Origin of the sequence: Ruegeria sp. ANG-S4 (assembly GCF_000814005.1) — a bacterium.
GTDB lineage: Bacteria > Pseudomonadota > Alphaproteobacteria > Rhodobacterales > Rhodobacteraceae > Ruegeria.
In genome coordinates this window covers 951,837-978,405 of record NZ_JWLK01000005.1, presented here as the reverse complement: position 1 = coordinate 978,405, position 26,569 = coordinate 951,837, and the positions used below count along the sequence as shown (strand labels likewise).

At 56.5% G+C, this 26,569-nt stretch carries 31 protein-coding genes; 18 read left to right on the top strand and 13 right to left on the bottom strand.

The window, feature by feature from the left end:
• Positions 1–973: 973 nt before the first annotated feature.
• Entirely contained in the window at positions 974–2,932 is a 1,959-nt protein-coding gene (gene parE, locus RA28_RS17820) for a DNA topoisomerase IV subunit B (protein ID WP_039531515.1), read from the bottom strand.
• A 101-nt stretch (positions 2,933–3,033) separates the two neighbouring features.
• A complete protein-coding gene (locus RA28_RS17815; RefSeq protein WP_193747420.1) occupies positions 3,034–3,972 on the bottom strand; it encodes a YHYH protein in 939 nt (312 codons plus the stop codon).
• 182 nt (positions 3,973–4,154) lie between these two features.
• Here RA28_RS17815 and RA28_RS17810 point away from each other — a divergent pair, with 182 nt between their 5' ends.
• The 3 genes from RA28_RS17810 to RA28_RS17800 all read left to right on the top strand — a co-directional run bounded on the left by RA28_RS17810 (position 4,155) and on the right by RA28_RS17800 (position 7,297).
• The gene (locus RA28_RS17810; RefSeq protein ID WP_039531512.1) at positions 4,155–4,763 is read left to right on the top strand and encodes a carboxymuconolactone decarboxylase family protein; all 609 of its coding nucleotides are present in this window, start codon (positions 4,155–4,157) and stop codon (positions 4,761–4,763) included.
• A gap of 104 nt (positions 4,764–4,867) precedes the next feature.
• Positions 4,868–5,797 carry a polyphosphate kinase 2 gene (gene ppk2 / locus RA28_RS17805; RefSeq protein ID WP_039531510.1) on the top strand — a complete coding sequence of 310 codons (930 nt, stop codon included), beginning with the start codon at positions 4,868–4,870 and terminating at the stop codon, positions 5,795–5,797.
• A gap of 135 nt (positions 5,798–5,932) precedes the next feature.
• Positions 5,933–7,297, top strand: coding sequence for an MATE family efflux transporter (locus RA28_RS17800; RefSeq protein WP_039531853.1), 1,365 nt, complete (start codon positions 5,933–5,935; stop codon positions 7,295–7,297).
• Between the two features lie 5 nt (positions 7,298–7,302).
• On the opposite strand, the gene RA28_RS17795 is transcribed toward RA28_RS17800, so the two are convergent.
• Entirely contained in the window at positions 7,303–7,704 is a 402-nt protein-coding gene (locus RA28_RS17795; RefSeq protein ID WP_039531508.1) for a hypothetical protein, read from the bottom strand.
• Positions 7,705–7,718: 14 nt separating this feature from the next.
• Entirely contained in the window at positions 7,719–8,921 is a 1,203-nt protein-coding gene (locus tag RA28_RS17790) for a pyridoxal phosphate-dependent aminotransferase (RefSeq protein WP_039531505.1), read from the bottom strand.
• A gap of 91 nt (positions 8,922–9,012) precedes the next feature.
• On the opposite strand from RA28_RS17790, the gene RA28_RS17785 reads away from it, so the two are divergent.
• From RA28_RS17785 to RA28_RS23065, 4 genes are all read left to right on the top strand, one after another.
• On the top strand, positions 9,013–9,405 hold the full coding sequence (locus RA28_RS17785) for a helix-turn-helix domain-containing protein (protein WP_039531852.1): 393 nt from the start codon (positions 9,013–9,015) through the stop codon (positions 9,403–9,405).
• Entirely contained in the window at positions 9,402–9,659 is a 258-nt protein-coding gene (locus tag RA28_RS17780) for a succinate dehydrogenase assembly factor 2 (RefSeq protein WP_039531503.1), read from the top strand. The genes RA28_RS17785 and RA28_RS17780 overlap by 4 nt, the downstream gene beginning before the upstream one ends.
• Before the next feature lie 77 nt (positions 9,660–9,736).
• Positions 9,737–10,234 carry a MarR family winged helix-turn-helix transcriptional regulator gene (locus RA28_RS17775; protein WP_039531501.1) on the top strand — a complete coding sequence of 166 codons (498 nt, stop codon included), beginning with the start codon at positions 9,737–9,739 and terminating at the stop codon, positions 10,232–10,234.
• 35 nt (positions 10,235–10,269) lie between these two features.
• Complete coding sequence (locus tag RA28_RS23065; protein WP_275041387.1) at positions 10,270–10,395, top strand: hypothetical protein; 126 nt, start codon at positions 10,270–10,272, stop codon at positions 10,393–10,395.
• On the opposite strand, the gene RA28_RS17770 is transcribed toward RA28_RS23065, so the two are convergent.
• Positions 10,386–10,814 (bottom strand): VOC family protein, encoded by a 429-nt coding sequence (locus RA28_RS17770; RefSeq protein WP_039531498.1) that lies wholly within the window; start codon positions 10,812–10,814, stop codon positions 10,386–10,388. The genes RA28_RS23065 and RA28_RS17770 overlap by 10 nt on opposite strands.
• Positions 10,815–10,992: 178 nt before the next feature.
• On the opposite strand from RA28_RS17770, the gene thyX reads away from it, so the two are divergent.
• Entirely contained in the window at positions 10,993–11,904 is a 912-nt protein-coding gene (thyX, locus tag RA28_RS17765; RefSeq protein WP_039531850.1) for an FAD-dependent thymidylate synthase, read from the top strand.
• 53 nt (positions 11,905–11,957) lie between these two features.
• Positions 11,958–12,266, top strand: coding sequence for a hypothetical protein (locus RA28_RS17760; protein WP_052261494.1), 309 nt, complete (start codon positions 11,958–11,960; stop codon positions 12,264–12,266).
• A gap of 72 nt (positions 12,267–12,338) precedes the next feature.
• Here RA28_RS17760 and RA28_RS17755 read toward each other — a convergent pair whose 3' ends face one another.
• Entirely contained in the window at positions 12,339–12,545 is a 207-nt protein-coding gene (locus RA28_RS17755; RefSeq protein WP_008758035.1) for a cold-shock protein, read from the bottom strand.
• A gap of 213 nt (positions 12,546–12,758) precedes the next feature.
• Between RA28_RS17755 and RA28_RS17750 the strand changes: the two genes are divergently transcribed.
• Together RA28_RS17750 and RA28_RS17745 are read left to right on the top strand one after the other, a co-directional pair.
• Complete coding sequence (locus tag RA28_RS17750; RefSeq protein ID WP_039531492.1) at positions 12,759–13,076, top strand: ArsC/Spx/MgsR family protein; 318 nt, start codon at positions 12,759–12,761, stop codon at positions 13,074–13,076.
• Between the two features lie 41 nt (positions 13,077–13,117).
• Entirely contained in the window at positions 13,118–13,486 is a 369-nt protein-coding gene (locus RA28_RS17745) for a hypothetical protein (protein ID WP_039531490.1), read from the top strand.
• Between the two features lies 1 nt (position 13,487).
• Here RA28_RS17745 and RA28_RS17740 read toward each other — a convergent pair whose 3' ends face one another.
• The 5 genes from RA28_RS17740 to thrS form a co-directional block, all read right to left on the bottom strand.
• Complete coding sequence (locus RA28_RS17740) at positions 13,488–14,015, bottom strand: DoxX family protein (RefSeq protein WP_039531488.1); 528 nt, start codon at positions 14,013–14,015, stop codon at positions 13,488–13,490.
• Positions 14,012–14,773, bottom strand: coding sequence for an HvfC/BufC N-terminal domain-containing protein (locus RA28_RS17735; RefSeq protein ID WP_039531485.1), 762 nt, complete (start codon positions 14,771–14,773; stop codon positions 14,012–14,014). The genes RA28_RS17740 and RA28_RS17735 overlap by 4 nt, the downstream gene beginning before the upstream one ends.
• Positions 14,770–15,627, bottom strand: a complete 858-nt coding sequence (bufB, locus tag RA28_RS17730; protein ID WP_039531483.1) for an MNIO family bufferin maturase — start codon at positions 15,625–15,627, stop codon at positions 14,770–14,772. Before bufB ends, RA28_RS17735 begins: the two co-directional genes overlap by 4 nt.
• Before the next feature lie 71 nt (positions 15,628–15,698).
• A complete protein-coding gene (locus RA28_RS17725; RefSeq protein ID WP_039531480.1) occupies positions 15,699–15,986 on the bottom strand; it encodes a BufA1 family periplasmic bufferin-type metallophore in 288 nt (95 codons plus the stop codon).
• 222 nt (positions 15,987–16,208) lie between these two features.
• Positions 16,209–18,152, bottom strand: coding sequence for a threonine--tRNA ligase (thrS, locus tag RA28_RS17720; protein ID WP_039531477.1), 1,944 nt, complete (start codon positions 18,150–18,152; stop codon positions 16,209–16,211).
• Positions 18,153–18,361: 209 nt separating this feature from the next.
• On the opposite strand from thrS, the gene RA28_RS17715 reads away from it, so the two are divergent.
• The 4 genes from RA28_RS17715 to RA28_RS17700 all read left to right on the top strand — a co-directional run bounded on the left by RA28_RS17715 (position 18,362) and on the right by RA28_RS17700 (position 21,524).
• The gene (locus tag RA28_RS17715; protein ID WP_039531474.1) at positions 18,362–19,111 is read left to right on the top strand and encodes an alpha/beta fold hydrolase; all 750 of its coding nucleotides are present in this window, start codon (positions 18,362–18,364) and stop codon (positions 19,109–19,111) included.
• Entirely contained in the window at positions 19,111–20,091 is a 981-nt protein-coding gene (locus RA28_RS17710) for an alpha/beta hydrolase (protein ID WP_039531471.1), read from the top strand. The genes RA28_RS17715 and RA28_RS17710 overlap by 1 nt, the downstream gene beginning before the upstream one ends.
• Positions 20,092–20,116: 25 nt before the next feature.
• Entirely contained in the window at positions 20,117–20,731 is a 615-nt protein-coding gene (locus tag RA28_RS17705) for a hypothetical protein (RefSeq protein WP_039531845.1), read from the top strand.
• A gap of 82 nt (positions 20,732–20,813) precedes the next feature.
• Complete coding sequence (locus RA28_RS17700; RefSeq protein ID WP_039531469.1) at positions 20,814–21,524, top strand: alpha/beta fold hydrolase; 711 nt, start codon at positions 20,814–20,816, stop codon at positions 21,522–21,524.
• Here the strand turns inward: RA28_RS17700 and RA28_RS17695 are convergent.
• Both RA28_RS17695 and phaZ read right to left on the bottom strand, forming a co-directional pair.
• Positions 21,521–22,111 (bottom strand): DUF6151 family protein, encoded by a 591-nt coding sequence (locus RA28_RS17695; protein ID WP_039531467.1) that lies wholly within the window; start codon positions 22,109–22,111, stop codon positions 21,521–21,523. The two genes, RA28_RS17700 and RA28_RS17695, sit on opposite strands and share 4 nt — an antisense overlap.
• Before the next feature lie 2 nt (positions 22,112–22,113).
• Positions 22,114–23,388 carry a polyhydroxyalkanoate depolymerase gene (gene phaZ / locus RA28_RS17690; RefSeq protein ID WP_039531465.1) on the bottom strand — a complete coding sequence of 425 codons (1,275 nt, stop codon included), beginning with the start codon at positions 23,386–23,388 and terminating at the stop codon, positions 22,114–22,116.
• Positions 23,389–23,499: 111 nt separating this feature from the next.
• Between phaZ and RA28_RS17685 the strand changes: the two genes are divergently transcribed.
• The 3 genes from RA28_RS17685 to phaR all read left to right on the top strand — a co-directional run bounded on the left by RA28_RS17685 (position 23,500) and on the right by phaR (position 26,567).
• Positions 23,500–25,302: a PHA/PHB synthase family protein gene (locus RA28_RS17685; protein WP_039531463.1), complete on the top strand. Its 1,803-nt coding sequence runs from the start codon at positions 23,500–23,502 to the stop codon at positions 25,300–25,302.
• A 130-nt stretch (positions 25,303–25,432) separates the two neighbouring features.
• A complete protein-coding gene (locus tag RA28_RS17680) occupies positions 25,433–25,879 on the top strand; it encodes a phasin family protein (RefSeq protein WP_039531461.1) in 447 nt (148 codons plus the stop codon).
• Positions 25,880–26,012: 133 nt separating this feature from the next.
• Entirely contained in the window at positions 26,013–26,567 is a 555-nt protein-coding gene (gene phaR / locus RA28_RS17675) for a polyhydroxyalkanoate synthesis repressor PhaR (RefSeq protein ID WP_039531458.1), read from the top strand.
• Positions 26,568–26,569: the final 2 nt, after the last annotated feature.

Here is a 26,569-nt window from a genome sequence, read left to right as displayed (position 1 = left end):
GAAGCCCGGCCTACGGGGTGAGGAATGTCCAGCATAGTCCGACTATCGCGTGATGCAAGGTGTCATGCAAACACCCGATCCGCTTGTATGGGGGCTCACGTTGATGGTGATAGAGTAGAATGGGCGCATGCTTCCATCTTGACGCAGGGAACTTGATGGGCGGGAGTGCGGATTGGAGGTTGGGTATCCCCTACTTTTCTAAAATTGCCCGATTAGTTTAACTTTTTGGCGACGCGCGAAATTAGAGGCATATTGCCATATGTGGAATGCTCGGATTATTCGAAGTCTATTATATATAACGGCGCTAGTTACCACTACTGTGCCTGCGGCGTCAGAGGATTGCGAAGTCGATGTCTGGGAAGAATCTCGTTCGTCAGATACTTGCATAATCGAGTACGAGCATCTTTCAAACCAGGAAACTGAACCTTTCCTGTTCTTAGGGTACGTTATGAATAGCGAGCAGGCTCGATGGCGGCAGTTCCGGAGAGCCATTCACGAATACCCAGATGTTCTAAGCTGTTTGATCGAGGAGGAGCGGAGCAAAGAACCGCCAAACTTGCTTAAATTTGACTGGGAAAGAGTCGGATACGGTCGTGGTGCGGAAGTATGTTTATTTCGAATTTCGCGAAGCCTCTCAGACCTTGACAGAATCCAGAACTGGTTAAGCTTTCATCAATTCAAAGTATTAGGGTACCATAGGACCAGAAGTGAAGGTTTCGTGCCGTATCGAGAAAGCGAGCCCGTTGGTAAAGTTTTTGCCTATTGGACCACGTCGCAGTTGAGGGAAAGGAAACCTTCTGCACTTTGGAGTCTTCTCGGATACGACCCGCTTTTGCGCTATGAAGTTGTCATAGGTATGTCCGAAGAATTTCAGGCAGTTGGAGTCTCAATCGTGACACCTACACAGTAGGTGATTGATTAAATCACAAAGACTAAACTTGCAGCGTAAGCTGAGCACAAAATAGTACGCCACTCAAACATCCAACTCCTCAACAAACCGCGCGTTCTCCTGAATGTACTGGAACCGCAGTTCGGGTTTTTTGCCCATCAGGCGCTCGACTAGGTCGCCGGTCTCGCCGGGTTCGTCCTCGTCGATGGTGACCCGGATCAATTTCCGGGATTTGGGGTCCATCGTGGTCTCTTTCAGGTCCTTGGCGTCCATTTCGCCCAGACCCTTGAAGCGGGACACGTCGATCTTGCCCTTGCCACCCAGACCTTTCTCAAGCCATTCGTCCCGCTCTGCCTCGTCCAGGCAATAGACGCGCTTGGCGCCTTGGGTCAGGCGATAAAGGGGCGGGCAGGCCAGATACAGGTGGCCCGCGTCGATCATCGGACGCATCTGGGTGAAGAAGAACGTCATCAGCAGCGAGGCGATATGCGCCCCGTCCACATCCGCGTCGGTCATGATGATGATCTTGTCATAGCGCAGGTCGTCGACGTTGAACTTGGTGCCAAGGCCCACACCCAGCGCCTGCGTCAGGTCGTTGATTTCCGCATTCGTGCCCAGTTTCGAACTGGCCGCGCCCAGCACGTTCAGAATCTTGCCGCGCAGGGGCAGCAGCGCCTGCGTTTTACGGTCCCGACCCATTTTGGCCGATCCACCCGCCGAGTCGCCCTCGACGATAAACAATTCCGTGCCGTCCCGATTGGTCGCGGAACAATCGACCAGCTTGCCGGGCAGGCGCAGTTTCTTGGTCGCCGATTTACGGGCGGTTTCCTTTTCCTGTCGACGGCGCAGGCGTTCCTCGGCCCGCAGGATCAGGAAGTCGAGAATCGCACCGGCGGATTTCGTATCGGCGGCGAGCCAGTTGTCGAAATGGTCACGCACCGCGTTCTCGACCAGCCGCTGCGCCTCGACCGTGGCCAATCGGTCCTTGGTCTGGCCGACAAACTCCGGCTCGCGAATGAAACAACTGACCAGCGCGCAGCCGCCGGTGATCAGGTCGTCGCGGGTGATCTGGCCGGCCTTTTTGTTGTTGATCAACTCGCCATAGGCCTTGATGCCCTTGAGGATCGCAGCCCAGAACCCGGCGACATGGGTGCCGCCTTCGGGGGTGGGAACGGTGTTACAATAGGACTGGATGAACCCATCGCGCGAGGGCGTCCAGTTGATCGCCCATTCGACCTTGCCGGGGGTGCCGAATTTCTCCTGAAAATCCACGGTGCCGGCAAAGGGCTGCTCGGCATAGGTGGAGGAGCCGTTCATCGTCTCCTTCAGGTAATCCGACAGACCGCCGGGGAAGTGGAAAGTCGCCTCGGTCGGGGTTTCGCCGTCGTCGATGGCGGATTTCCAGCGAATCTCGACGCCCGAGAACAGGTAGGCCTTGGAGCGGATGGATTTGAACAGCCGCGCGGGTTTGAATTTGTGATGGCCGAAGATGTCGGCATCCGCATGAAAGGTCACAGTGGTCCCGCGCCGGTTCGGGGCAGCGCCGACTTTTTCGACCGGGCCCAGCGGAACACCGCGCGAGAAGCGCTGTTCAAACAGTTGCTTGTCACGTGCCACCTGAACCACCATCGAATCCGATAGCGCGTTGACCACAGACGCACCCACGCCGTGCAAACCGCCCGAAGTCTGATAGGCCTTGCCCGAGAACTTACCGCCTGCGTGGAGGGTGCACAGGATCACCTCAAGCGCTGATTTGTCGGGGAATTTCGGATGCGGGTCAATCGGGATGCCGCGCCCGTTGTCGCGCACGGTCAGGGCATAGTCCTCGTGCAGCTCCACCTCGATCCGGTTTGCGAAGCCTGCGACCGCCTCGTCCATTGAGTTGTCGAGGATTTCGGCGACCATGTGGTGCAACGCACGCTCATCCGTGCCACCGATATACATGCCGGGTCGCTTGCGGACCGGCTCCAGACCTTCAAGCACCTCGATCGACGAGGCGTCATAGGTTGTGGTCGCTTCTGGCGTCAACAGATCGTCGGGCATGGGTGCTGCTCTTGTTTTTGAGTTTCCGCCATTATGGCAGGTGATGTGGTCCGGGGGAAGAGGGACGCGAGGTGTTGTGTGCAGCGAAGCGACGAAAACGCCTACTTTTGGAACGATGGATTCGGGGTTCCGGCGTAGCAGTTCATGATCCAGGGGTATGTTGATGTTATATAGTACCCGTATTGCCCGTCGACGGTCATTCCGTTGCACTCATCCAGGTCGCCGTTTCCAGTGAAGGTGTAATCATCAATGTAAGTGCCATCCGGTTTGCCGCCTGGCCCGTTTGGGGGCGCGGGGCGATCTTGCGTCTTTAACTCGTACCCCGAGACTGCGGCCCGTATCTTGCCACTGTCGTCTTTGAAGATTGAGCCAAAGATCGGGAAGCCGTCCGACGCGAACCCGATCACCGGAGAGGGTTCGGTAAACTCGCGATCCACAAACAGCGCGTTGGGGTTGGAATGATAATGGTAGCGACCGTCAGGCTGGGTATGGGCGTTATGCAAGTCGACACCAAAATATTTGTCGTAAGATGGCGGATCAATCAGCCAGGGGTCGCGCGCGGTGCAGCCGGCCAGTACGTTTCCGTTCTTGTCCGCCCGTGGGCCGTTCGGGCGATAGCATCCGGCAGACAGAAGGTCGACCGGAACACCGTTGAATAAAACAGCGTTGTAAGCCCGCTGGCCCAGCGGTGTTGTTTTGGCAGCTTTCTGAGGGTTTCTTGGAACTTGAAACTCCGAGACCAATGGCTTGAAATCATTTGCAAACCGTGCCGTTGCGCCGTTGAAGTCGTGGTTCGGCGTGCCGTTGGACGCGATGGTGCATGTCTCGTCGTCGGCGACGATCTTCACCTGCGACTGGTACTTCGTCTGTTTCTGAATATCCTCAACCGTTGCTGTGTAATCGCCGATATAATCTGCGCAATCACCCGATCGGTTCTTGAAAATGGCGTTTGTGATATCGGTGCCCTGGGATTGCTGTGCCCAAGCAGGCAAAGTTACCGGAGCCGTCAGAACGGCAAGTGCTGCAAGAAATCTGATCATGCTGAAACGACGCCTTTCCATCTGAAATCTTCGGTCAGGGTAAATGAGTCTGACGAACGCGCAAGTCTGAGACATTTCTTGTCTCCCAAGCTGAATGAAACCCGGGGTGTTGGGGCTTGACGACCGCGCTTGGAAGCACCGAAATTCCCTGAAAACAACAACTGGCAAGCGAAAGACAATTCATGAGTTGGATCACAACAATCCCCTTCGACGCAGCGACCGGGCGACTCAAAAAGCTCTACGAACGTGTGACCGGACCGGGCAACAACGTCGACAACATCATGATGGCGCACAGTCTCCGGCCACACTCGATGGAAGGGCATATGGCTCTGTACAAAGCAGTGCTGCACCATTCCGGGAACAAAGTGCCCAAATGGTTCCTTGAGGTATTGGGCGTCTGGGTCAGTTCGTTGAACCGATGCTCGTATTGTGTCGAGCACCATTTCGCCGGATTGCAGCGTTTGTTGGGTGACCAAACACGTGCGAACGCGATCAGGTCCGCGATTGAGGCAGGGCGCGTGGAAGATGCCCCGCTGGATGCTGCCCAGATTGCCGCGATGGACTATGCGCAAAAGCTGACCGAAGATCCTGCGTTGCTGACAGAGGCGGATGTCGATGCGCTGCGGGATGTCGGGTGGGATGATGGGGAAATCCTCGAGATAAATCAGGTTTGCGCGTACTTTGCCTATGCAAACCGCACTGTTCTGGGGTTGGGGTGCTCAACCGCTGGGGATGTTCTGGGCCTTTCCCCGAACAATTCCGATGATGCAGGGGACTGGGGGCATCGGTAGAGGTACTTGAACCTTGGATTGGGGCCGGTTTGACACCAATCAAGGCGTATTCCCGGGTTTTGCGTTAGCCGTTTCGCCGGACAGTGAAACCAAGGATCAAATCAATGGAAACAATCGCCCGCGCCGACAACCCAAGCCCGCAGATCAAAGTCGTTCCAGTCGAAAAGCCGCAAGACAAGCTGCCCAGCCCGGAGAGGATTCGGCAGGCTTTTGAAAGCGGACAATACCCCTATGGGCGCAAGATGGCGCGACCTACCTATGAAAGCGAAAAGGCGCAATTGCAGGCCGAGTTGTTGAAAGTGCAATTGTGGGCGCAGGAAACCGGTCAGCGGTTTGTATTGTTGTTCGAAGGGCGGGATGCCGCGGGCAAAGGCGGCACCATCAAACGGTTTATGGAGCATCTCAATCCCCGTCAGGCGCGCGTTGTGGCCTTGAACAAGCCCACTTGGGAAGAAAAGGGCCAGTGGTATTACCAACGCTATGTGCAAGAGCTGCCGACGGTAGGCGAAATGGTGTTTTACGATCGGTCCTGGTACAACCGCGCAGGCGTCGAACGCGTGATGGGGTTCTGTTCGCCCAACGAGTATCTGGAATTCATGCGCCAGACGCCGGAATTGGAGCGGATGCTGGTTCGGTCGGGAATTCAGCTTTACAAATACTGGTTCTCAGTCACGCAAGAGGAACAGCAACGCCGGTTCAAAAGCCGCGAAACCGACCCTTTGAAGCAGTGGAAGCTGTCCCCGATCGACAAGGCCAGCCTGAACAAATGGGATGACTACACTGAAGCGAAAGAGGCGATGTTCTTTTACACGGACACTGCTGACGCGCCATGGACCATCGTGAAATCCAACGACAAAAAGCGCGCGCGCCTCAATTGCATGCGCCATTTCCTTTCGACTCTGGACTACCCGGGAAAGGATACTGCCATAGTTGGCGCGCCCGACCCATTGATCGTCGGTCAGGCACATCATGTGATTCATCGGTCCGAACACATTCTGGGGTCGGCGCTCCATCCAGAAGCGAAGGATCATTGAACCGATCATTGCGCTGTAAAATTTCCGGCGAGGCGGGTGCCGCGCACTTAGCCGGGCAGGGTAAATCAGGTCTCATTTTGAAATTTGTTTTATCTGCTCTTGCCGTACGCTCGGGCCGGGCATATGGCAGAGTCGATGAACAAGACGATGACATATCCCGGCCACTTCCGCGCAATTGCCGTGCTGGGCCTGCCTTTGGTTGGCGGGCATCTGGCGCAGTTTGCGATTGGCCTGACCGATACCATCATGCTGGGCTGGTACGGTGTCGAGGCGCTGGCCGCGGTCACGCTGGCCAGCAGCTATTACTTCGTCCTGTTTCTGTTTGGTGCCGGCTTTGGCTGGGCCGTCATGCCCATGGTTGCCACGGCTGCGGCGGAAGAAGATGAAACAAGCATCCGCCGTTCGACCCGCATGGGATTGTGGCTGTCGCTCATCTATGCCGCCCTTATGATGCCGCTGCTTTGGTGGTCTTATCCCGTTCTGATCGCTTTGAAACAAGAACCGGACGTGGCCGAAACAGCCTCTCAATATCTTCGGGTCGCCGGCTGGGGATTGTTCCCGGCACTGATTGTGATGGTGCTGAAATCCTACCTTGCCGCGCTTGAACGGACGCAGATCGTTTTATGGATCACCGTCGTCGCCGCTTTGGTAAACGGCCTTACGAACTATGCGCTGATCTTCGGCAACTGGGGCGCGCCCGAACTGGGTGTCATTGGCGCGGCCATTGCCTCGGTGGTCACTCAGATCGTGTCGTTGATCTTCGTGGTGATTTACGCCGTGCGCGCGCTTCCGGAACACAGCCTGTTTCAAAGGTTCTGGCGGCCGGACTGGGAGATGTTTTTCAGCGTCCTTAGGTTGGGTGTCCCCATCGGCCTGACGACATTGGCCGAGGTTAGCCTGTTTGCGATGTCCGCGATCATGATGGGCTGGCTTGGAAAGGTTCCGCTGGCGGCCCATGGGATCGCGCTGAACCTCGCTTCAGCGACCTTCATGGTGCATCTGGGCCTGTCCAACGCAGCGACGATCCGGGCCGGCAATGCGCTCGGACGTCGCGATCGGGCGCATCTGGAAAAAGGCGCGATTGCTGTGACGGCGATGTCTCTGGTCATGTCGATTCTGACAATAATTCTGTTCCTGACATGTGCCGAGCCGCTGATCTCGCTGTTTATGGAGGCGAACGACCCGCAGCGTGGTCAGATCTTGGCCATCGGCACCGGTCTGCTGGCGATGGCAGCCCTGTTCCAGCTTGTGGACGGCGCCCAAGTCATCGCGCTGGGTCTTTTGCGCGGGCTGCAAGACGCGAAGGTTCCGATGGTGATGGCCGCGCTCAGCTATTGGATCGTTGGAATCCCAACGTCTTACTACTTTGGATTCGTCTACGGAATGGAAGGCATTGGCGTCTGGCTGGGCCTGGTTCTGGGGTTGGCCTGTGCCGCGGTCCTGCTGATGGCGCGTTTCTGGATGCGGTCGGTGCGCACGGTGGGCGTTCCGGCGGAGTGACCGCGTCAATCCGCGCGTAACCGGTCGGCTTTCTTGCGCACCAGGACCGATCGCAGATCGTGCATCGCCATCAATAGCCTGTCCGTGACATCCTCAAGCTGATCCGCAGAGGCTTTGGATTGCGCCCACTGGGTCGTCAGGTTCAGGTAGTCCACGGCGCGGTGAATGTCATCTATATCCCGCTGCGCAAGCAAGGCCTTGCGATCTTCAATCCAACGGTCGATCTCGGCCTTGTCTGCTTCGGTTAGCGTGCGTTGCCCGTGGGGTTTGACCTCGCCATTTCGAATGTTGATGACAGCGATCTGGTCCATCTCAATTCGGCGGTGGCGGTTTTCGGTATCGACTTTGAAAACCACCGCGCCATTCTCGCGCACGCGAAAATAGTAGTCGGGCAATTCTGCTGACATCCGGCTTCCTCCGATCAGGTCAACGACGCGCAGAAACGTTGAATGCGCGTGCAGGCTTCGGTCAGCGCCTCGTCCGACGTGGCGTAGCTGACCCGAAAGTTCGGCGACAACCCAAACGCTGCGCCAAACACAACGGCCACGTCTGCCTCTTCCAGCAGGGCAGTGGCGAATGCCTCGTCGTTTTCAATGACTGTCCCGGCTGGGGTGGTTTTACCGATCAGCCCGGCGATGGAGGGATAAACATAGAATGCACCTTCGGGGGTGGGGCACGAGATACCGTCGATTGCGTTCAGCATCTCGACCACCAGGTCGCGCCGCCGCCGGAAGGTTTCATTGTTTGGTGCCAGAAAATCCTGAGTGCCGTTCAACGCTTCGACGGCGGCCCATTGGCTGATCGAACAGGGGTTCGATGTCGATTGCGATTGGATCTTGCGCATGGCTGAAATGATCTCGACCGGACCGGCAGCGTAGCCGATCCGCCAGCCAGTCATCGCGTATGCTTTGGAAACGCCATTGCAGGTCAGTGTACGGTCATAAAGCCCGGGCTCAACCTCGGCAGGCGTGCAGAATTCAAACCCGTCATAGGCCAAGTGCTCGTACATATCGTCGGACATTACCCAAACATGCGGATGCCGCATCAGAACATCGGTCAGTTCCTTCAGTTCCGCCCGGCTATAGCCGGCGCCGGTCGGGTTCGACGGCGAGTTGAAAATGAACCACTTGGTTTTTGGGGTAATCGCAGCCTCCAACTGATCGGCGGTCAGTTTGAAGTTGGTCTGCAACGATGTCTCGGCAATCACCGGAGTGCCACCTGCCAGCAAAACCATATCGGGGTAGCTGACCCAGTAGGGGGCCGGGATAACGACCTCATCGCCTTCGTTCATGGTGGCCATAAGCGCATTGTAAAGCGTCTGCTTTCCACCGGTTCCGACCGACATTTGCGCGGGCGAATAGTCCAGACCGTGATCGCGTTTCATCTTGGCGCAGGCGGCCTGTTTCAACTCTGGAATGCCATCCGGTGCAGTGTATTTCGTTTTGCCCGCCGCAATGGCTGCAACAGCCGCGTCTTTGATATTCTGCGGCGTGTCAAAGTCCGGCTCACCAGCACTCAGGCCTATCACATCGCGCCCAGCGGCCTTAAGTTCAGCCGCCTTTGCCGTCATTGCGATGGTGGGCGAGGGTTTTACGCGTGACAATGTCGCAGACAGGAAACTCATGGGCGGCCTCGGTTTGTATGTTCAGCTTGACTGTCATAGGGTGCGCCCGAAAGACGATCAAGCCATTGAGAGAGCGGATTTGGAGACTTTGATGAGCGACGAGAACGACTGGTTCGGACCAGATGCAGCCACCTTCGGAGACCGGCTGGCCGGTGCGCGCGAGGCTGCAGGAATGACCCAGTCCGATCTGGCGCGGCGTCTTGGCGTCAAAAAGTCCACAATTGTGGCCTGGGAAAACGATCTTTCCGAACCACGCGCAAACCGTTTGTCGATGATGGCGGGCATGGTCAACGTGTCGATCATGTGGTTGCTGACCGGAGAGGGCGAGGGAATGGACGAACCCTTTGACGGCGACGAAGAGGCACCGGAACTGGCCAGCGTCGTTGCCGAACTTCGCGCCATAAGGGGCGAGATGCGATCCTCTGCCGAACGCGCTGCACGGCTTGAGAAAAAGCTGCGCCTGATGCTGGAACAAGCGCGGTGACCGAGCCGCGCGACATACGAATTAAGCGCATGAAGATGCGCTCGATGCGCCGTGGCATCAAAGAGATGGACCTGATCCTATCAGCCTATGCCGAGCAAAATCTGGATTCCATGGATGCAGACGGGTTGGATGCGTTCGACGCGCTGCTGCATGAAAACGATCAGGACCTTTACCAATGGATCACGGGACAGGTCTCAGCACCCGCGCCCTTTGCGCAACTTGTCGCGGATATCGCGCAGACCTTTCAAAAGTAACGAAAAATACGCTTAACTGAATATTGGTGAATTCCTCTCATCCTGCCTGAAACAGGACGGCTGAATCGGAGGGTCGGATGAGTATTGAAATGCAGGTCTCTGCACCAGGCCACAAGGGATTCATGGGCAGTTATCTTGAGGCGCTCGCATTGGTCGAGCGTCTGCACCGGCTGCTTCTGGACGTCATCAAGGACGAATTCGAACGTGTCGGCGTGTTGGAGATCAACGCCGTTCAGGCCCTGCTTCTTTTCAACATCGGCGATCATGAAGTGACCGCGGGCGAGTTGAAAAGCCGGGGCTACTATCAGGGCAGCAATGTCAGCTACAACCTCAAGAAACTGGTGGAAATGGGGTATATGCACCATCAGCGTTGCGAGATTGACCGCCGTTCGGTTCGCGTTCGTCTGACAGCAAGCGGGCGGGAAATCCGAAGTATCGTTGCCGAGCTTTTTGCCCGTCACGCGGACGGTCTGCAAAGCAGGGGCGTATTGGGTCCCGAAGGGATCGAGGATATCACCAATTCTCTGCGCCGGGTCGAACGGTATTGGACGGATCAGATCAGGTACATTTACTGAAAGAACCGGACTGAAATTCGTTCCAATTCTATTGAGTGATGCATGTCGATGCAACTGTCGCTTCGATCCCGACACCACCCGACCGCGAAATGATGGTCGGGCTGCCTGGCTGGGCGGAATTGGCCGAACGGGCCAACTCCGCCGGGGCCTCTTACCAGTGACCGGTGCTTTCCATGCTGGCCCAGGGCTCAGCAGGTTCCAACGCCTCACCGTTCTGCAGCAATTCGACTGATACGTTGTCCGGCGACCGCACAAATGCCATCCGCCCATCGCGCGGTGGACGGTTGATGACGATGCCGTTGTCCTGAAGGTGTTGGCAAGTCTCGTAAATGTTGTCGACGCCATAGGCCAGATGCCCGAAGTGGCGGCTGTCGCTGGGCAGCGCGTCATCGCCATCCCAATTATACGTTAACTCAATCGGCACATCCTCTTGTCCGGGAGGTGCCAGAAAGACCAGTGTGAAACGGCCGGCCTCGCTTTCATAGCGGCGGGTCTCTTTCAATCCCAAGAGCTCATAAAACGCTATGGATTTCTCCAGATCCTTCACGCGGACCATGGTGTGAAGATATGTCAGCCCCATCGCGGCTTTCCTTATTGTGATTGCAATTGCCTGCAGCTTAGCGCGCGGTCCTCAAGTGTCGAGGGGGCAGAGCAGACACATTTCAGTATTTACGAAGATCAAGGCACATAGTGCGGTTTCAGTGGGTGTATTGTCGATATATAGTGGTATGCGACTCATTTCTGGAAAGGACCATTTCATGCCGCTGTCTTCCGACCAACTGGCCGAAATCGAAGGACAACGCGCGCAGGCGATCCCGACCCGCCGCGTCGTTGCTCAAGGTATGGAAGACCATCTGTACACCGCGCATCAGGTGCTGGATCACGGATTTGTACGTGTGATCGACTATATGGGCGACGACGCAGCGATCTGTCAGGCGGCCCGCGTATCCTATGGCAAAGGCACGAAATCTGTCCAAAACGACGAGGGCTTGATCCGTTATCTGATGCGGCATTGGCACTCGACCCCATTCGAGATGTGCGAGATCAAGCTGCACGTGAAGTTGCCGGTTTTTGTCGCCCGGCAATGGATTCGCCACCGCACGGCCAATGTGAACGAATATTCGGCGCGCTATTCCATTCTCGACCGTGAATTCTATATTCCGGCACCGGAACATGTGGCCGCGCAGTCCGAAATAAACAATCAGGGCCGCGGTGATACGTTGCAAGGGGATGAGGCCGCGCGGGTTCTGGAAATTCTCAAGGCCGACAGCACGCGCTGCTATGACAATTACGAATCCATGATTGGGCAGGATGGGCAGCAAGGGCTGGCACGGGAATTGGCGCGGATGAATCTACCGGCAAACGTCTACACGCAATGGTATTGGAAGGTTGACCTTCACAACCTGTTTCATTTCCTGCGTCTCAGGGCAGACCCGCACGCACAATACGAAATTCGGGTCTATGCCGAAGCCATGTGCAAAATCGTGGCCGATTGGGTGCCTTTCGCCTATCGCGCGTTCGAGGATTATCGCCTGGGTGCGGTCAATCTATCTGCGCAGATGGTCTCCTGCCTCCGCCGGATGCTGGCCGGGGAAGATGTCACCCAGGCAAACTCGGGCATGACCGCAAGGGAGTGGCGCGAGTTTGAGGCTGTTATCCGCGAAACCTGATCGCGCATATCATTTGTCTATACGTTTTGTCGTGAATCTGTTACAAGACACTCATGACAACGTCTTCTCTGATACGAGGTTTGGGTTTTGCTTTGCTGCTGGCGGTGCCGGCGCAAGCAAAATCCCCGATTGCCGACGTGATCTGCGAACCGACCGGAAAGCTCTACGACAAGCTGACCCGCCAATTCGGGGCAGAGCGCGCGGCGACGGGCGTGCGTGGGCCCGAACAAATCATGGAAGTTTGGACCAGCAAGTCTGGTTCATGGACGATGGTCGTAACCTACGCGACCGGAACGTCCTGCATCGTCGCGATGGGGGATGACTGGTTCAACCACGACACCACGGCCCCCGCACGAGGCTAGCAAAATATGGTTAACGGCCGGACTTGGGCCGTTAACCTTGTTTGAAATGCTCCGCCAAAGGCGGATAAGCAGTTACAATGGCTTCAAATCAGCCGCCATCTGACGACCGTCCCGTCCGTCCTGCAACTCGTACGAAACTTTCTGATTGTCTGCGAGCCCGGTCAGGCCCGAGCGTTCAACGGCTGAGATATGAACAAACACGTCCTTGCCGCCTTCATCGGGGGCGATAAACCCATAGCCTTTAGTGGTATTAAACCATTTCACGGTGCCAGTTGGCATTTCCCGTGTCTCCTTCTTCTTTCACGTTCGCCCGCAAATTGGCGGGGCTGTGGTTGGCGCGACCGCAACACATCACTGTTTCGCCCACACGAGACGGCCCGAATTGCGTGTTTCACCTTTTTCAACATTGCACGGTAAAGTAAAAAATCAAGAACAACCGGGCTAAGATGATATTTTTGCCCAATATTTAGCAACGATAGGAGTCACCGAAATATGCGCCTTTACGGGTTGAAAACCTGCGACACGTGCCGCAAGGCTTTGAAAAATCTTCCAAATGCCGAATTTGTGGACGTTCGGGCGCAGGGTGTGCCAAGCGACGTGATTGAGCAGGCATTGAACGATTTCGGCAATGCTTTGCTCAATACCCGCTCAACAACCTGGCGCGGCTTGGACGAGCAGGAGCGTGCAAGACCCGCACAGGCGCTGCTGGCAGATCATCCGACACTTATGAAACGTCCATTGATTAGCTCGGACGGTCGATTGTTCCTCGGTTGGACCGAAGAAACGCGCAAAGACCTTGGCGTTGCGTGACGGGCTGCATATGTAGGTCCGGCAAAATCGGAGAAAAGTGAATGCGCAACGCAGCCATGATACTGGGCATCATTGCCGGGTTGGTCGGAATGATAGTCGGGTTTTTCGGATATGGCTTTGTCGCGTTCATCGACCGTTTTGGCGAGATAGATGGCATCGCCGAACAGGTCTCGAACCCAGAACTTATCCAGACCGCGTCGATTCTCGCGCCGCTGCTTGCGATTGTCGGCGGTGCGATGGCACATGCGCGCGCTTTGATCGCGGGGGTGTTGCTGCTCGTTTCAGCGGCCGGGATGTACTATGCGTTTGGGTTTGGCGTCTTTACCATGTTCCCGATCGCGTTCGCCGGTGTCGCCGGCGTGCTTGGGCTCGCCGCAGGAAAACCTGACGAGCCCAAGGCGCATTTCTAGCTCATTTAACGCCCAGAATACGATCCACCGACAGCGGGCCTGCGCCATTGATCACGATGACCAGCATCAGAAATGTCCACATAGTCCGCTGATCAAGGATGTTCGGCGCGGCAGTGAAAAAGTTGCCCAACTGGGCGCCATGTCCGGCGACATCCACAATCGTCTGTACCCAGATGAAGGCGATCATTCCCAATGCGGCCACGCGTGAAAACAGGCCGATAACCAGCAGGGCAGGCAACAGAAATTCTGCCCATGTCCCGGCGAGCGCGACGACCCAGTGAAAGAAACCCAGTTGGGAGCTGTCATAGCTGACGGCCTCCATCGCCTTAGGGAAGATCTGCACATAGGCACCGTCGGACGGAAACAGAAAACCAAAGAAACCGCTGCCGATTTTGGTCGTGGCCGAGTTCCAGTAGTAAATCAGCAGCGTTGCCGCGAATACCAGCCGGGCCAGAGTCGGAGTCAGCCAACCCGAGGTCAGGTCGAGCTTTCCCAGAGTGTTGTTGTGAAAAGAGATCAGAGCGGTCATGTCTCCAGCCTTTCGATAGTCACGGAAGTTATTGCACCGCCTTGCAAAAGCAGTGCCAGGGTGTGCCCAAGGTCAAACTCGGGCATCTCGGACATCGTCGCTTCGGAAGCAGCGCCGATGGTCAGACCATTTTTTATCCTGCCGATCCAAGACGCACCGCCAGGTGGCAACAGTTGGGGTGCCGGATCGAATTCCGGGCGTGTGATCAGAACATCCTGACCACCCGTTTCGGGTTTTGGGGCGTCTGTTTGCGTATTGAATTTCCAGATCGAAAAGATCGGCCAGTCCGAGGATAAAACCTCGACTGCAGGTGCCAATGTCAGCTTGGCCTGCATCAGGTCTTCTGGCGCGATTGCCAAAGCCTCGGGATCGATCGGGTCGCTGTCGGCGGCGTGGTAGGCGCGGCGCAAAGTCAGCTCCAGACGGGCCACATCAGCCAGATACCCCAGATGAGACAGCTGTTGCATACCGGCAAGAAATTCGGGGAATTCCTCACCGTAAAACATCATCAAGGGTGAAGACGGTGGATGTTGACGCAGGAAAATACCTGCCAATCCATCCATATTCTTCTGCCCCAGCAATTTGGTGATGACCGGGAAGGCCTGATGCATTGCCTCGGTCAGGGATACGGCCACATTATTGCGGTACACGCTAAAGCGGCGACCGGCCGGGCGTTCATCCGCGTCCAGCAACCCATCCGGCACGGGTTGGCTTGCGTCCAGAAGGGCCGCATGGAACTTGGTCTGCGACACGCTCATGCCGGAACCCGGTCCAACGCCGCCAGCGCACGTTCAGCCTCGGCCCGCAATACCGGCCAATCCGGAACGTCGGTATCCCATTCGACAAGCACCGGATTGGGGCCGGATTTGTCCAGAACATAGTCCAGCAAAGCCCAAACCGGATCGACCACTTCGCGACCATGGCTGTCGATCAACAGGGGGTGGCCGTGATCGTCTTCGTCCTCGTTATGTCCGCCAAGATGGATTTCACCGACTTTCTCCAGCGGATAGGCGTCGATGTATTCTTGCGGCGAAAAGTCGAGGTTTGTCGCCGACACAAACACGTTGTTGACGTCCAGCAGCATCCCGCACCCGGTGCGTTTGGCGATTTCGCGCAGGAAATCGGGTTCGGACCATGTGCTTTCCTCAAAGGCCAGATAGCTTGACGGGTTTTCCAGCAGCATTTGGCGCCCGACAACGTCTTGAACCTGATCGATGTGGTCGCAGACCCGTGCCAGAGTCTTATCCGTATAGGGAAGGGGCAGAAGGTCGTTCAGAAAGTGACTGTCATGCGTTGACCAAGCCAAATGCTCCGAAAAGCTGGCCGGGTTCAGCCATCCGATCAAGTGTTTCAGGCGTGCGAGGTGGTCGCGGTCAAGCGGGGTTTCTCCGCCAATCGAAAGTCCAACGCCATGGACGGAAATCGGAAATATCTCGGACAGATGGCGCAGCTGGGCCAATGGCCTGCCACCGTCGCCCATATAGTTCTCAGCGTGGATTTCCAGCCAGGAAACAGGTTTTGCGTATTCAAGAATCTGGGTGAAATGCTGTGGTTTGTACCCAACACCCGGAGCGGCGGGCAAACGATTTGACCTCAGAGCGTCATCCAACATGAGCCAGTTCCTTGATCACGAAGAAAGGGGCGGGCGATGGTGCCCGCCCCTGAAAATTCGTTGGGTCGACCTTATGCCGGCAGGTCGCGATCCAGTGGCTCAAGCGAGCCTTTGCGGTTGTCCGGCAGTTCGATATCTGCACAGGTGCCTGCATCGACCAAGGTCCACGCGTTGCCCTGATAATCTACCGTTGAAGTGCCCGCGCAGGTGGTGCCGGGGCCAGCGGCACAGTCATTCTGACCCGCCAGCGAAACGCCATAGCATTTCTCTTTGGCTTGGGCAGAAGCGGTTGTTGCTGCACCCGATACGGCTGCGGCGACTGCGCTTGCGATAACCAGTGTTTTTGCGGTGTTCGACATCTCGGTAATCCCTTTTGATAACTGCGTATGTCTGCTTGTGACATTGATGAAGGTAGTGACTTAGACCCGGCAGGTGAATTCACGAGCCCGTGTCTCACAACCCCGTCAAAGACCGTCATGGCCCCTTGCAGGTTAACAAACTGTTTTTGAATTGAAAAATAGAAAATGTTTCAATCCGGCCCCTTTGCCGGGGCCGGATATCAGGCGATATGCCGCCGAATGTTACAACAGGTCAGGCGGTGTCGCTGCCTGCGACAGCTCATTTGTTACAGCCTCAAGCGATTGAACCTGCGTCTGTTTCTCGCCCAATCGGCGAACGCTGACGGTGCGATCTTCGACTTCACGGTGGCCGACCGCCAGAATGATCGGCACTTTGGCCAGCGAGTGTTCGCGGACCTTGTAGTTGATCTTTTCGTTGCGAATGTCGGCCTCAGCCTGAATGCCTGCGGCTTTGAGCGTCTTCACCACTTCGGCGACATAGCTGTCGGCTTCGGACGTGATCGAGGCAACCACGACCTGACGTGGTGCCAGCCAGAACGGCAATTTGCCTTCCCAGTTTTCGATCAGGATGCCGATGAATCGTTCCAGCGAGCCAAAGAGCGCCCGGTGCAGCATGACCGGCGCAAGCTTTTCGCCAGAGGCACTGACATAGGTCGAGCCGAACCGCTCCGGCAGGTTATAGTCAACCTGCAGGGTGCCGCACTGCCAATCGCGTCCGATGGCATCGCGTAAGACATACTCCAGCTTGGGCCCGTAGAACGCGCCTTCACCTTCGAAGATCGTGTAGTTCATCCCGGCCTGATCGAGAGCGGTCTTCAGTGCGCCTTCGGACAAGTCCCAGCTTTCATCGCTGCCGATGCGGTTGTCGGGACGGGTCGACAGTTTGACATGTACATCTTCAAAGCCGAAGTCCTTGTAGATCGACAGGATCAGGTCGTTGACCTTCAGACATTCCTCGGTCAGTTGCTCCGGCGTGCAATAGATATGCGCATCATCCTGTGTGAAGCTGCGCACGCGCAAGAGGCCGTGCAACGCGCCCGACGGCTCGTATCGGTGCACCTTGCCGAACTCGGCGATCTTCATCGGCAGCTCGCGATAGCTGCGCAGGCTGTGATTGTAGATCAGCATATGGCCGGGGCAGTTCATCGGCTTGAGCGCATAGTCCCGATCATCATGCGTCTGGGCGAGGAACATGTTTTCCATGTAATTGAACCAGTGGCCCGAGGTCTCCCACAGGCTGCGATCCATGATGTCGGGCGTGTTCACCTCGACATATCCCGCAGCCTCCTGACGGCGGCGCATGTAGGCGATCAGATTTTGGAAGACGCGCCATCCGGCCGGGTGCCAGAAAACCGATCCCGGCGCGGCCTCTTCAAAATGGAACAAGTCCATTTCGCGACCCAGCTTGCGGTGATCGCGTTTGGCGGCCTCTTCCAGCATATGCAGGTGGGCCTTGAGCTTTTCCTTGCCGGTAAACGCCACACCGTAAATACGCTGCAACATCGGGCGGTTGCTGTCACCACGCCAATACGCGCCTGCGACGGACATCAGTTTGAATGCGTCGCCGGGAAGTTGTCCGGTATTCTGCAAATGCGGGCCGCGGCAGAGATCCTGCCAGTGACCGTGCCAGTACATTCGCAGAGGTTCATCCCCCGGAATCGACTCGATCAACTCGACCTTATAAGGCTCGTTGTTGGCGTTGTAGAACTCGATCGCGCGCTTGCGTTCCCAGACCTCGGTGGTGACCGGATCACGCTTGTTGATGATCTCTTTCATCTTCTTTTCGATCAGGCCCAGATCTTCGGGCGTGAAAGGCTCATCACGGTCGAAGTCATAATACCAGCCGTATTCGATGACCGGCCCAATGGTGACCTTGGTGGAAGGCCAGATCTCCTGCACAGCGCGCGCCATCACATGCGCCAGGTCATGGCGGATGAGTTCGTTGGCCTGAACTTCGTCTTTCATGGTGTGGATTGCGATGTCGGCATCCGCCTCGATGGGCCATTGCAAGTCCCAGTGCTGGCCGTTCACAGTTGCCGAGATTGCCTTTTTGCCCAAAGATGTCGAGATGTCAGCAGCCACCTGCGCGGGCGCAACACCTGCGTCATAGGATCTTGCATTGCCATCGGGAAAAGTGAGTGAGACTGACTGTGCGTCTAAAGCCATTGTTGGCTCTCCTCGTCGGTTTGGCGCCCACTGAACGCCCGGTTGCGGGTTATGGTGTTCGGTCCATGTGGCAGTTGAGGGTGCCGGTGTCAAGTGGCACCCCGTTGGGGCCGGTCGCACGCGCGGAAATGAGTATTTGTAAAAAGATGAAGAGGAATTGCGCTTGGCGAAGCAGCGTGCATGATGCTGAAATAAATCGAGGATGTATCATGGCAGCTGCGAAATTTCTGGACACGGCCCAAGGGCGGCGCTTGGCCTATCATGCCAGTGAAGGTGTTGGTCCAACTATCGTTTTTCTGGGTGGTTTGAAGTCAGATATGGAAGGCACCAAGGCGGTGCATCTGGAGGCGTGGGCGCAGGCGCGCGGGCGCAGTTTTCTTAGGTTTGACTATTCCGGTCACGGTGAAAGCTCTGGAACTTTTGAGGAGGGATGCATCGGGGACTGGCACCAAGACAGCGTCGCGGCCGTATCCGCGCTGACCGATGGGCCGCTGATCATCGTCGGCTCGTCCATGGGCGGGTGGCAAGCGCTGTTGCTGCCCAAGGCAATGCCCGAACGAATTGTCGGCATGGTGACTATAGCTGCAGCGCCGGATTTTACGGAAGACGGTTATTGGGCAAACTTTTCGGATGAGCAGAAAGCGGCCTTGGATGCCGTTGGTTCGGTTGAGTTGCCTTCGGATTACATGGAACCGTATGTCATCACGAAACGATTGATCGAGGATGGGCGACAGAACCTGGTGCTGCGTGACGCGCTGAGCCTCTCCTTTCCGGTGCGCTTTCTTCAAGGCACCGCCGATACGGCCGTATCGACCGACACGGCGATGCGCTTGCTTGATCATGCCAGCGGCCCTGACATCCGGCTGCTGCTGGTCAAGGACGCGGATCATCGCTTTTCCGATCCACGCTGCCTGACGCTGATCGAGGATGCCATTCTAGACGTTATCGGGTCTGATTGATGAAGTGGTTTGGGTGGGTCATGCTGGGCGTGATCGGCGTTGGAGCACTCATGTTTTTCTTTGGCCCGCGCGAGCAGGTCGATTTGCAACCGACATTTGATCCGCGCAAGTTTGGCGAGGGTGTACAGGTTTATTTCGAGGCGACCGAGTCAGCCTTTGATGACATTGTCCCGGGTGTTGAAAAGCGGGTGATCTGGCAGCCGGGTTTCACCGAGCAGCGAACGAAATACGCGGTTCTTTATGTTCACGGATTCTCGGCGACGTCCGAGGAAATCCGTCCGGTCCCTGACAAGGTGGCCGAGGCGCTTGGGGCCAATCTGGTTTACACCCGCTTGCAAGGTCATGGAAGGACCGGGGCGGCCATGGCCGAAGGAACGGCTTCGGGTTGGATGCGGGACATGGCTGAAGGACTGGCGGCGGCCCGCGCGGTGGGTGATGCGGTGATTGTCATCTCGACCTCGACCGGTGGTACGCTGGCCGCCGCCGTGGCGGTCGACCCCGTGCTGAGCGAGGATGTCGCGGCAATGGCGATGGTGTCGCCGAACTTTGGCGTGAACACGCCCGGTGCCTGGGTTCCGACATTGCCCTGGGCACGAACATGGTTGCCCGTGCTGTTGGGGCAGGAGCGAACCGCGTCCTCTACAAATCCGGAGCAAGAGAAATACTGGACACTTACCTATCCCTGGGAGGCCGTCGTTCCCATGTCCGTGCTTGTTGATGTGGTTTTCGGGTTGGATTTTGCGCAGGCGCAGGTCCCGACTTTGTTCTGGTTCTCAGATCAGGATCAGGTGGTACGTCCGGACCGAACCCATGAGGTGGCCGCAAAGTGGGGTGGGCCATCCGACGTTCAACTGGTTACGATGGGGGCTGGGGATGATCCGGCTTCGCATGTGATTGCGGGGCGGTTGATGTCACCGGGTCAAACTAATGCAGCGGTCGCAGGGATTTTGGATTGGCTGGCGGAACAGGGGATAGAGTAGGGACCTGATGCGCAAACCAGCCAGCATGTGGAGCCTTGAGACGTTGGGACGTGTGCGCCTGTCCCGACACTTTTTCATGCGCGAGTTTCTATACTCTGAGATCGGGAACTTTCACGCGCTGCAGAACATCCCTGAAAATCCCGACCTTGCGATTGAGACCGGAACGGCATTCTGCAAGACCTTGCTGGACCCGCTTGAAGAGACCTTTGGGCGCATCGCGGTTCGGTCAGGCTATCGCGCGCCGTCGCTGAATAGGTTCGGGAACGAGAATAAGCTGAACTGCGCCCGAAACGACAATTGGATGGAATGCCATATCTGGGATCGGGGCGTCGACGAGGCGCGGATCGCGGGCGCTTCCATTGTCGTGCCATGGTTTGCGGATCAATATGACAAAGGCCGAGACTGGCGGGATCTGGCATGGTGGATGCACGATCATCTGGATTATTCGGAGATTTGGTTTTTTCCGAAACTCTGCGCCTTCAACCTTGTTTGGCGACCCAAGCCTGTCCGGCGGATCGACAGTTACATCGCGCCGCGCGGATGCTTGTTGCGCGCGGGGGAAGAACCTCGGGAAAGCCTAGAAGTGCGGCAGGCGCGGTACGCGGATTTTCCGGCGTTTCGAGGGATCGCCTATCCCTGAAGTTTCCCTTGCCCCACGGGTTCAAAACTCTCATCCTGAGGCAAGGAAAGACGCAAAAGACGTCAGATTTCGGAGGTTCCGCGTGATCGAGCCGCTGGTTCTGCTGCCCGGACTTATGAGCGACGCCCGTCTGTTTGGCCCACAGACCGAGCGTTTGTCGCGCAGCCGTGCTGTTATGATTGCATCAACTCTGTCGGGTGACAGGGTGGAGGAGATCGCCTCGGGGCTTTTGGACGTCGTACCGCATCGGTTTGCGCTGGTCGGGCAGGGCTTGGGCGGAATGGTCGCGCTGGAATTGATCCGGCGGGCACCAGACAGGGTGACCCGATTGTGTTTGATTTCAACCGATGGCCAGGCGGACACGCCGCACATGGCGGCCGGGCGCGAAGACCTGATCGTCGGCGCTCAAGGCGGACGTCTAGAGGATGTTATGCGCAAGGCGATCGGTTCGGATAACCTGGCCCCGGGGCCCCGGCGTATTCCGATCCTCAATGATGTCCTGAGCATGGCGCTGGATATTGGCGCGGATCATTTCGTCCGGCAGATGCGCGTTCTTCAAAAGCGTCCTGACCAACAGGGGACGCTACGCCGGATCAATGTCCCAACGCTGCTTTTGTGTGGGGCGCATGACACCCTGACACCGGTCAAGAAACACGCCTTTATGGCAGATTTAATCCCCGGTGCCAGTATGCAGGTGATCGAGGACGCGGGGCATTTGCCGACGTTGGAGACACCCGACACCGTTACCGGTGCCTTGGAGGAATGGCTTCGCATCCCGTTGCGGATTTCCTAGTCATACAGGGCGGTGCGCTGTTCTTTGCTGAGGATGACCGGAGGAACCACGGGCGTGCCTGCTTCGATGTTGAAGAACGGCGTGTCTTTCCATCGCCCGGAAAGCCGTGACTTCACGACACGGGACAGCAGTCCGGTAATTGCGTGCCGAACTCCTTGATAGGATTGTTTGCCGCCGGGGCCGGGAACAAAGCCACGAACCTTGACTGGCCCCAGTTTGTCGGGGTCGCGCAAGCGATCGGCAAGGAAGCCTACAAACGGGAATTTTGGCGTTCGCGTGGTCGTCGCGATGGGCGTATTGCAACACGTGGCATACCAGCGCGGCATTCCCTTTGGGCTGAGTTGCATCAGGCCTAACTTGTCGGCACCGCTTTCAAAAACGATATCTTCGGGCGTGGTCTGAAGAATGTCGACGGGACCCGGCGCCGGATCGGGCTGCTGAAAGTAAAGTTGGGCGGCTCGGCAATCTTTGCAAAAACACGCGACATGCGTGCCCGACTTAACACCGGAAGCTGTGATATGACCCTGAACCGCGCCGCAATGGCAGGAAAAGGCAAGATCGCATGGTTGCTGCGTCTTGCCCGACACTGTCAGGCCACCTTGTTGCTGTTGGCTGCGCGGCGGCGTGGCTTCTTGCGACTGTTTTCATTCATGAAATCAATCACAAGCGGACGGATGTTGTCACGCCAGCTGCGGCCCGCGAAAATACCGTAATGACCGGCACCCGGTTCGACATGGCTGGCTTTTTTCTCGTCAGGCAAACCGGTGCACAAATCCAATGCTGCGATACATTGACCGGGCGCAGAAATATCGTCGTTCGCCCCTTCAACGGTTTTGACGGCAACATCGGTGATCTTGCCGATGTCGACCTTGTGACCCGCCACGACAAATTCGTTCCGCGCGATCTCACGGTCTTTGAAAATGCGCTCGACGGTCGACAGGTAGAATTCCGCAGTCATGTCCATAACGGCCAGATATTCGTCGTAGAAACGGTTATGGGCATCGTGATCAGATGCCTCATCCCGAATGACACGATGGATCTGGTTCGAGAATGCCTTGCTGTGGCGGTCCGCGTTCATCGACATGAACGAGGCCAGTTGCAAAAGGCCGGGATAAACCATGCGCCCGACGCCTTTGTATTTGAAACCCACCCGTTGGATCATGGTTTCTTCCAACTGACCCATCGTGACGCGCCGGCCAAAGTCGGTGACTTCCGTTGGCGTTGCATCGGGATCAACCGGGCCACCGATCAATGTCAGGGTGCTGGGCTGTGCCTTGGGCTCGACCTCTGCCAGATAAGCTGTCGCGGCAAGCGTCAGCGGCGCTGGCTGACAGACGGCGACAACATGGGTGTCGGGGCCCAGTTCCTTCATAAAATCGACAAGGTACAGGGTATAGTCCTCGACATCGAACTTGCCCTCTGACACGGGAATGTCGCGCGCGTTATGCCAATCGGTAATGTATACCTCGCAATTGACCAAAAGGCTTTTGACAGTCGACCGCAGCAATGTCGCATAGTGGCCCGACATCGGTGCGACGAGCAGGACTTTTCGCGGCTGTTCCTCCCGCCCGTTAACCCGGAAGTGCACCAGATCGCCAAAAGGACGCTCGGTCACTGTGGTAATATCGACAAGGTGGTCTTTGCCATCTTCGCAGGTGTAGGTGCGGATGCCCCAGTCCGGCTTGACGACCATTCGTTGAAAGGTGCGTTCGGTGACTTCGCCCCACGCGGCCATCCAGTTGAACGCCGGATTTGGGATCATGGAAAATTGCGGGTACGATGCAACAGCGCTGGCGGTTGCGCCAAGCCATTGATTGGTATTCCGAATGGTTTCCATCAGGTCGTAGGTCATCATGTAGCGCATGAAATGGGCCTCCTAAGTGTCAGCCTGAGAGTTCGGACCATTCGTCGCTTTGCCCCCCGACGCCCACGACGTTATTCTGCATGGCAGCGAAGTTAGGGGGGAATTGTTAAAATGACAACTAGCGAAGGCCCGACGACCGAAATGACCGAAGAACATATTGAACGCCTTAAAGAAAATATGGAAAAGGTCGAGGCACTGTCGAAACGGCTGATCGAAGTCATGGCCGGAAAAAAGGCGCACAACCCCGCACTGGACGGTCCGAATCAAGAGCTTTTTGCAAGAGCAGCAACAGCATACTGGGCCGAAGCATGGCAGAATCCTGCCAAGTTGCTGGAACAACAGATTGAATTCTGGGGCAAATCGGTAATGAACTTTGCCGAGGCACAGCAAGCCTTTACCAAAGGCGAGGTTGATGAGGACGAGGCCGCCCCCAAAGATCGTCGTTTTTCCAACCCGATGTGGGAAACCAACCCCTATTTTCGCTTTATCCGACAGCAGTATCAGACCAACGCACAGGCAATCGAACAGGCGGTCGCCTCGGTTGATGATCTGGATCAGAAGGATTTGCAGCGCCTGAAATACTTCTCGCAGCAGATCGTGGACATGATGGCGCCGACGAATTTCCTGGCAACCAACCCGGATGCGCTGGAACGGGCGGTCGAAACCGAAGGTCAATCCCTGATACGCGGGTTGGAAAACCTCGTTTCGGATCTTGAGGCGAACGACGGCGAGTTGGTGGTGAAGCTGGCGGATGACACGGCCTTCGAGATTGGGGGCAACATCGCTACAACGCCCGGGGATGTGGTGTATCGCAACCGGATGATGGAGCTGATCCAATACAAGCCGGCGACAGAAACCGTACACGAGACGCCGATCGTTCTGTTCCCGCCTTGGATCAACAAGTTCTACATTCTGGATTTGAAAGCGCAGAACAGTCTGATCAAATGGGTGACCGAGCAGGGCTATACCTTGTTTGTCGTCAGTTGGGTGAACCCCGATCCGTCGTTCACTGACGTCGGAATGGAGGACTACATCCAAGAAGGCTTTTTGACAGCGATTGAAGAAGCCAAGAAGATTTGCAAGGTCAAGCAGATCAATGCGGTCGGATACTGCATTGCCGGAACGACGCTGAGCCTGACGTTGTCATTGCTCAAGCAGCGCGGGGACAAGTCGGTCAAGTCGGCGACGTTTTTCACGACACTGACCGACTTTGGCGAACAAGGTGAGTTCACACCCTTTCTGCAAAACGATTTCGTTGATGGGATCGAAGAACAAATCTCGAAAGAGGGTATTCTGCGCGCGTGGATTCTTGGCCGCACAATGTCCTTCCTGCGCTCTCGCGATCTGATTTATACCCCTGCGATCCGCAGTTATATGATGGGGGAAACTCCGCCCGCTTTTGACCTTTTGTACTGGAATGGGGACGGGGCCAACTTACCGGGCAAAATGGCCATCCAGTATCTGCGCGGCCTGTGTCAGGGAAACGACTTTGTTGGTGATGGCTTCGAGTTGCTGGGCCACAAACTCCGAATCAAGGATGTTGATGTCCCATTGATGGCGATCACCTGCGAGACGGATCACATCGCCCGCTGGAAAGATTGCTATCGCGGCGTTCAGCAAATGGGCGCAAAATCCAAGAGTTTTGTAGTCTCGGAATCCGGCCACATTGCCGGGATCGTCAACCCGCCCAGCAAAAAGAAATACGGACACTATACCAACCCGGATATGAAGGCAGATGCGGATGATTGGTTGAAGGGCGCGGACTTCCATGAGGGGTCATGGTGGCCGATGTGGGAGGCGTGGTTGAAAAAGCGGTCCGGCAAGCAGGTTCCGGCCCGCAGTCCCGGCGATTCGGATCATCCAAGCCTTGCGCCAGCGCCGGGAACCTATGTGCGGGTAAAAGCAAACATCTGATTTCACATTGAAACTAAAAATTTCTGCAACGCAGCAAGAAAAAACTTGAAATGCTGCGACGCAGCAATCATATTGTCCTCAAGCTGACAAAACCCGGGGTGGGCCCGGAACAGCTAAGAGGATTAGGACAATGGCAAAGACCCAAGACTTTACCGCGACCCTCAAAGACATGATGGGCGCGTTCCCGGTTGACACAACCGCACTGGAAGACGCATTCAAGTCGACCGCTTCGCTGAACGAAAAGCTGTCGGGCGTTGCTCTGGACGCAGCTGAAAAGTCGGCTGAAATCTCGAACAAATGGACCAAGGAAACCCTGGCCAAGCTGACCGAGATGTCGAAAGCAAAAGCAGAGCCTGCTGATTACGCAAAAGCCGCAACCGACTTCGCAAGCGCGTCGGCTGAAGTTGCTGCTGAAAACATGGCTGCATTCGCAGAAATCGCGAAAAAAGTTCAGACCGAAACTGTTGAGCTGCTGATGGCGGCTGGCAAAGACGCTGCTGAAGACGCAACCGCAGCTGTCAAAAAAGCCACCAACGAAGTAACCGCTGCTGCCAAGAAAGCAACGGCTGCCAAGTAAGGCAACTGGCGATCCGCGCTTATCCCTCCCAATAGGTGCATCGCTTCGGGCAGGTCGTTTGACCTGCCCTTTCTTTTTGTTCTGCACTCGCATAATCTCTGCTGCAATGCATCATCCTTGGGGAGGGTAAACGGTGTCGGAACAAGAAAAACCGCTGTTGATCAAACGGTATGCCAGCCGAAGGTTGTACAACACCGAGACCAGCGATTACGTGACACTTGAAGATATCGCCGGGTTTATCCGCGACGGGCGCGAGGTTCAGATCATCGACCTGAAAACCGGCGATGACCTGACGCGGCAGTACCTTCTTCAAATTATCGCCGAACACGAAAGCCGGGGCGAAAACGTCCTGCCGGTCAACGTGCTGAACGATCTGGTGCGCAGCTATATGGTTCCCGGCGGTGGGATGATGCCGCAGTTCCTGCAAAGCTCGTTTGAGATGCTGCGCGAAAGCCAGTCCAAGATGATGGAAAACATGAACGCCATGAACCCGATGAACAAAATGCCGGGGTTCGAAGCAATGCAGGCGCAGCAGCAGGCGTTTCTGAAGGCGATGACCGGCGGCTTGTCCGGCAATTGGTCCGGGCCGGACAAAGACGCCGAAGCCGAGGCTGAGCCCAAGGAAGACTTGGACGACATCAAGAAACAACTGGCCGAGTTGCAGCAAAAGCTGTCCAAGCTTAGCTGAGC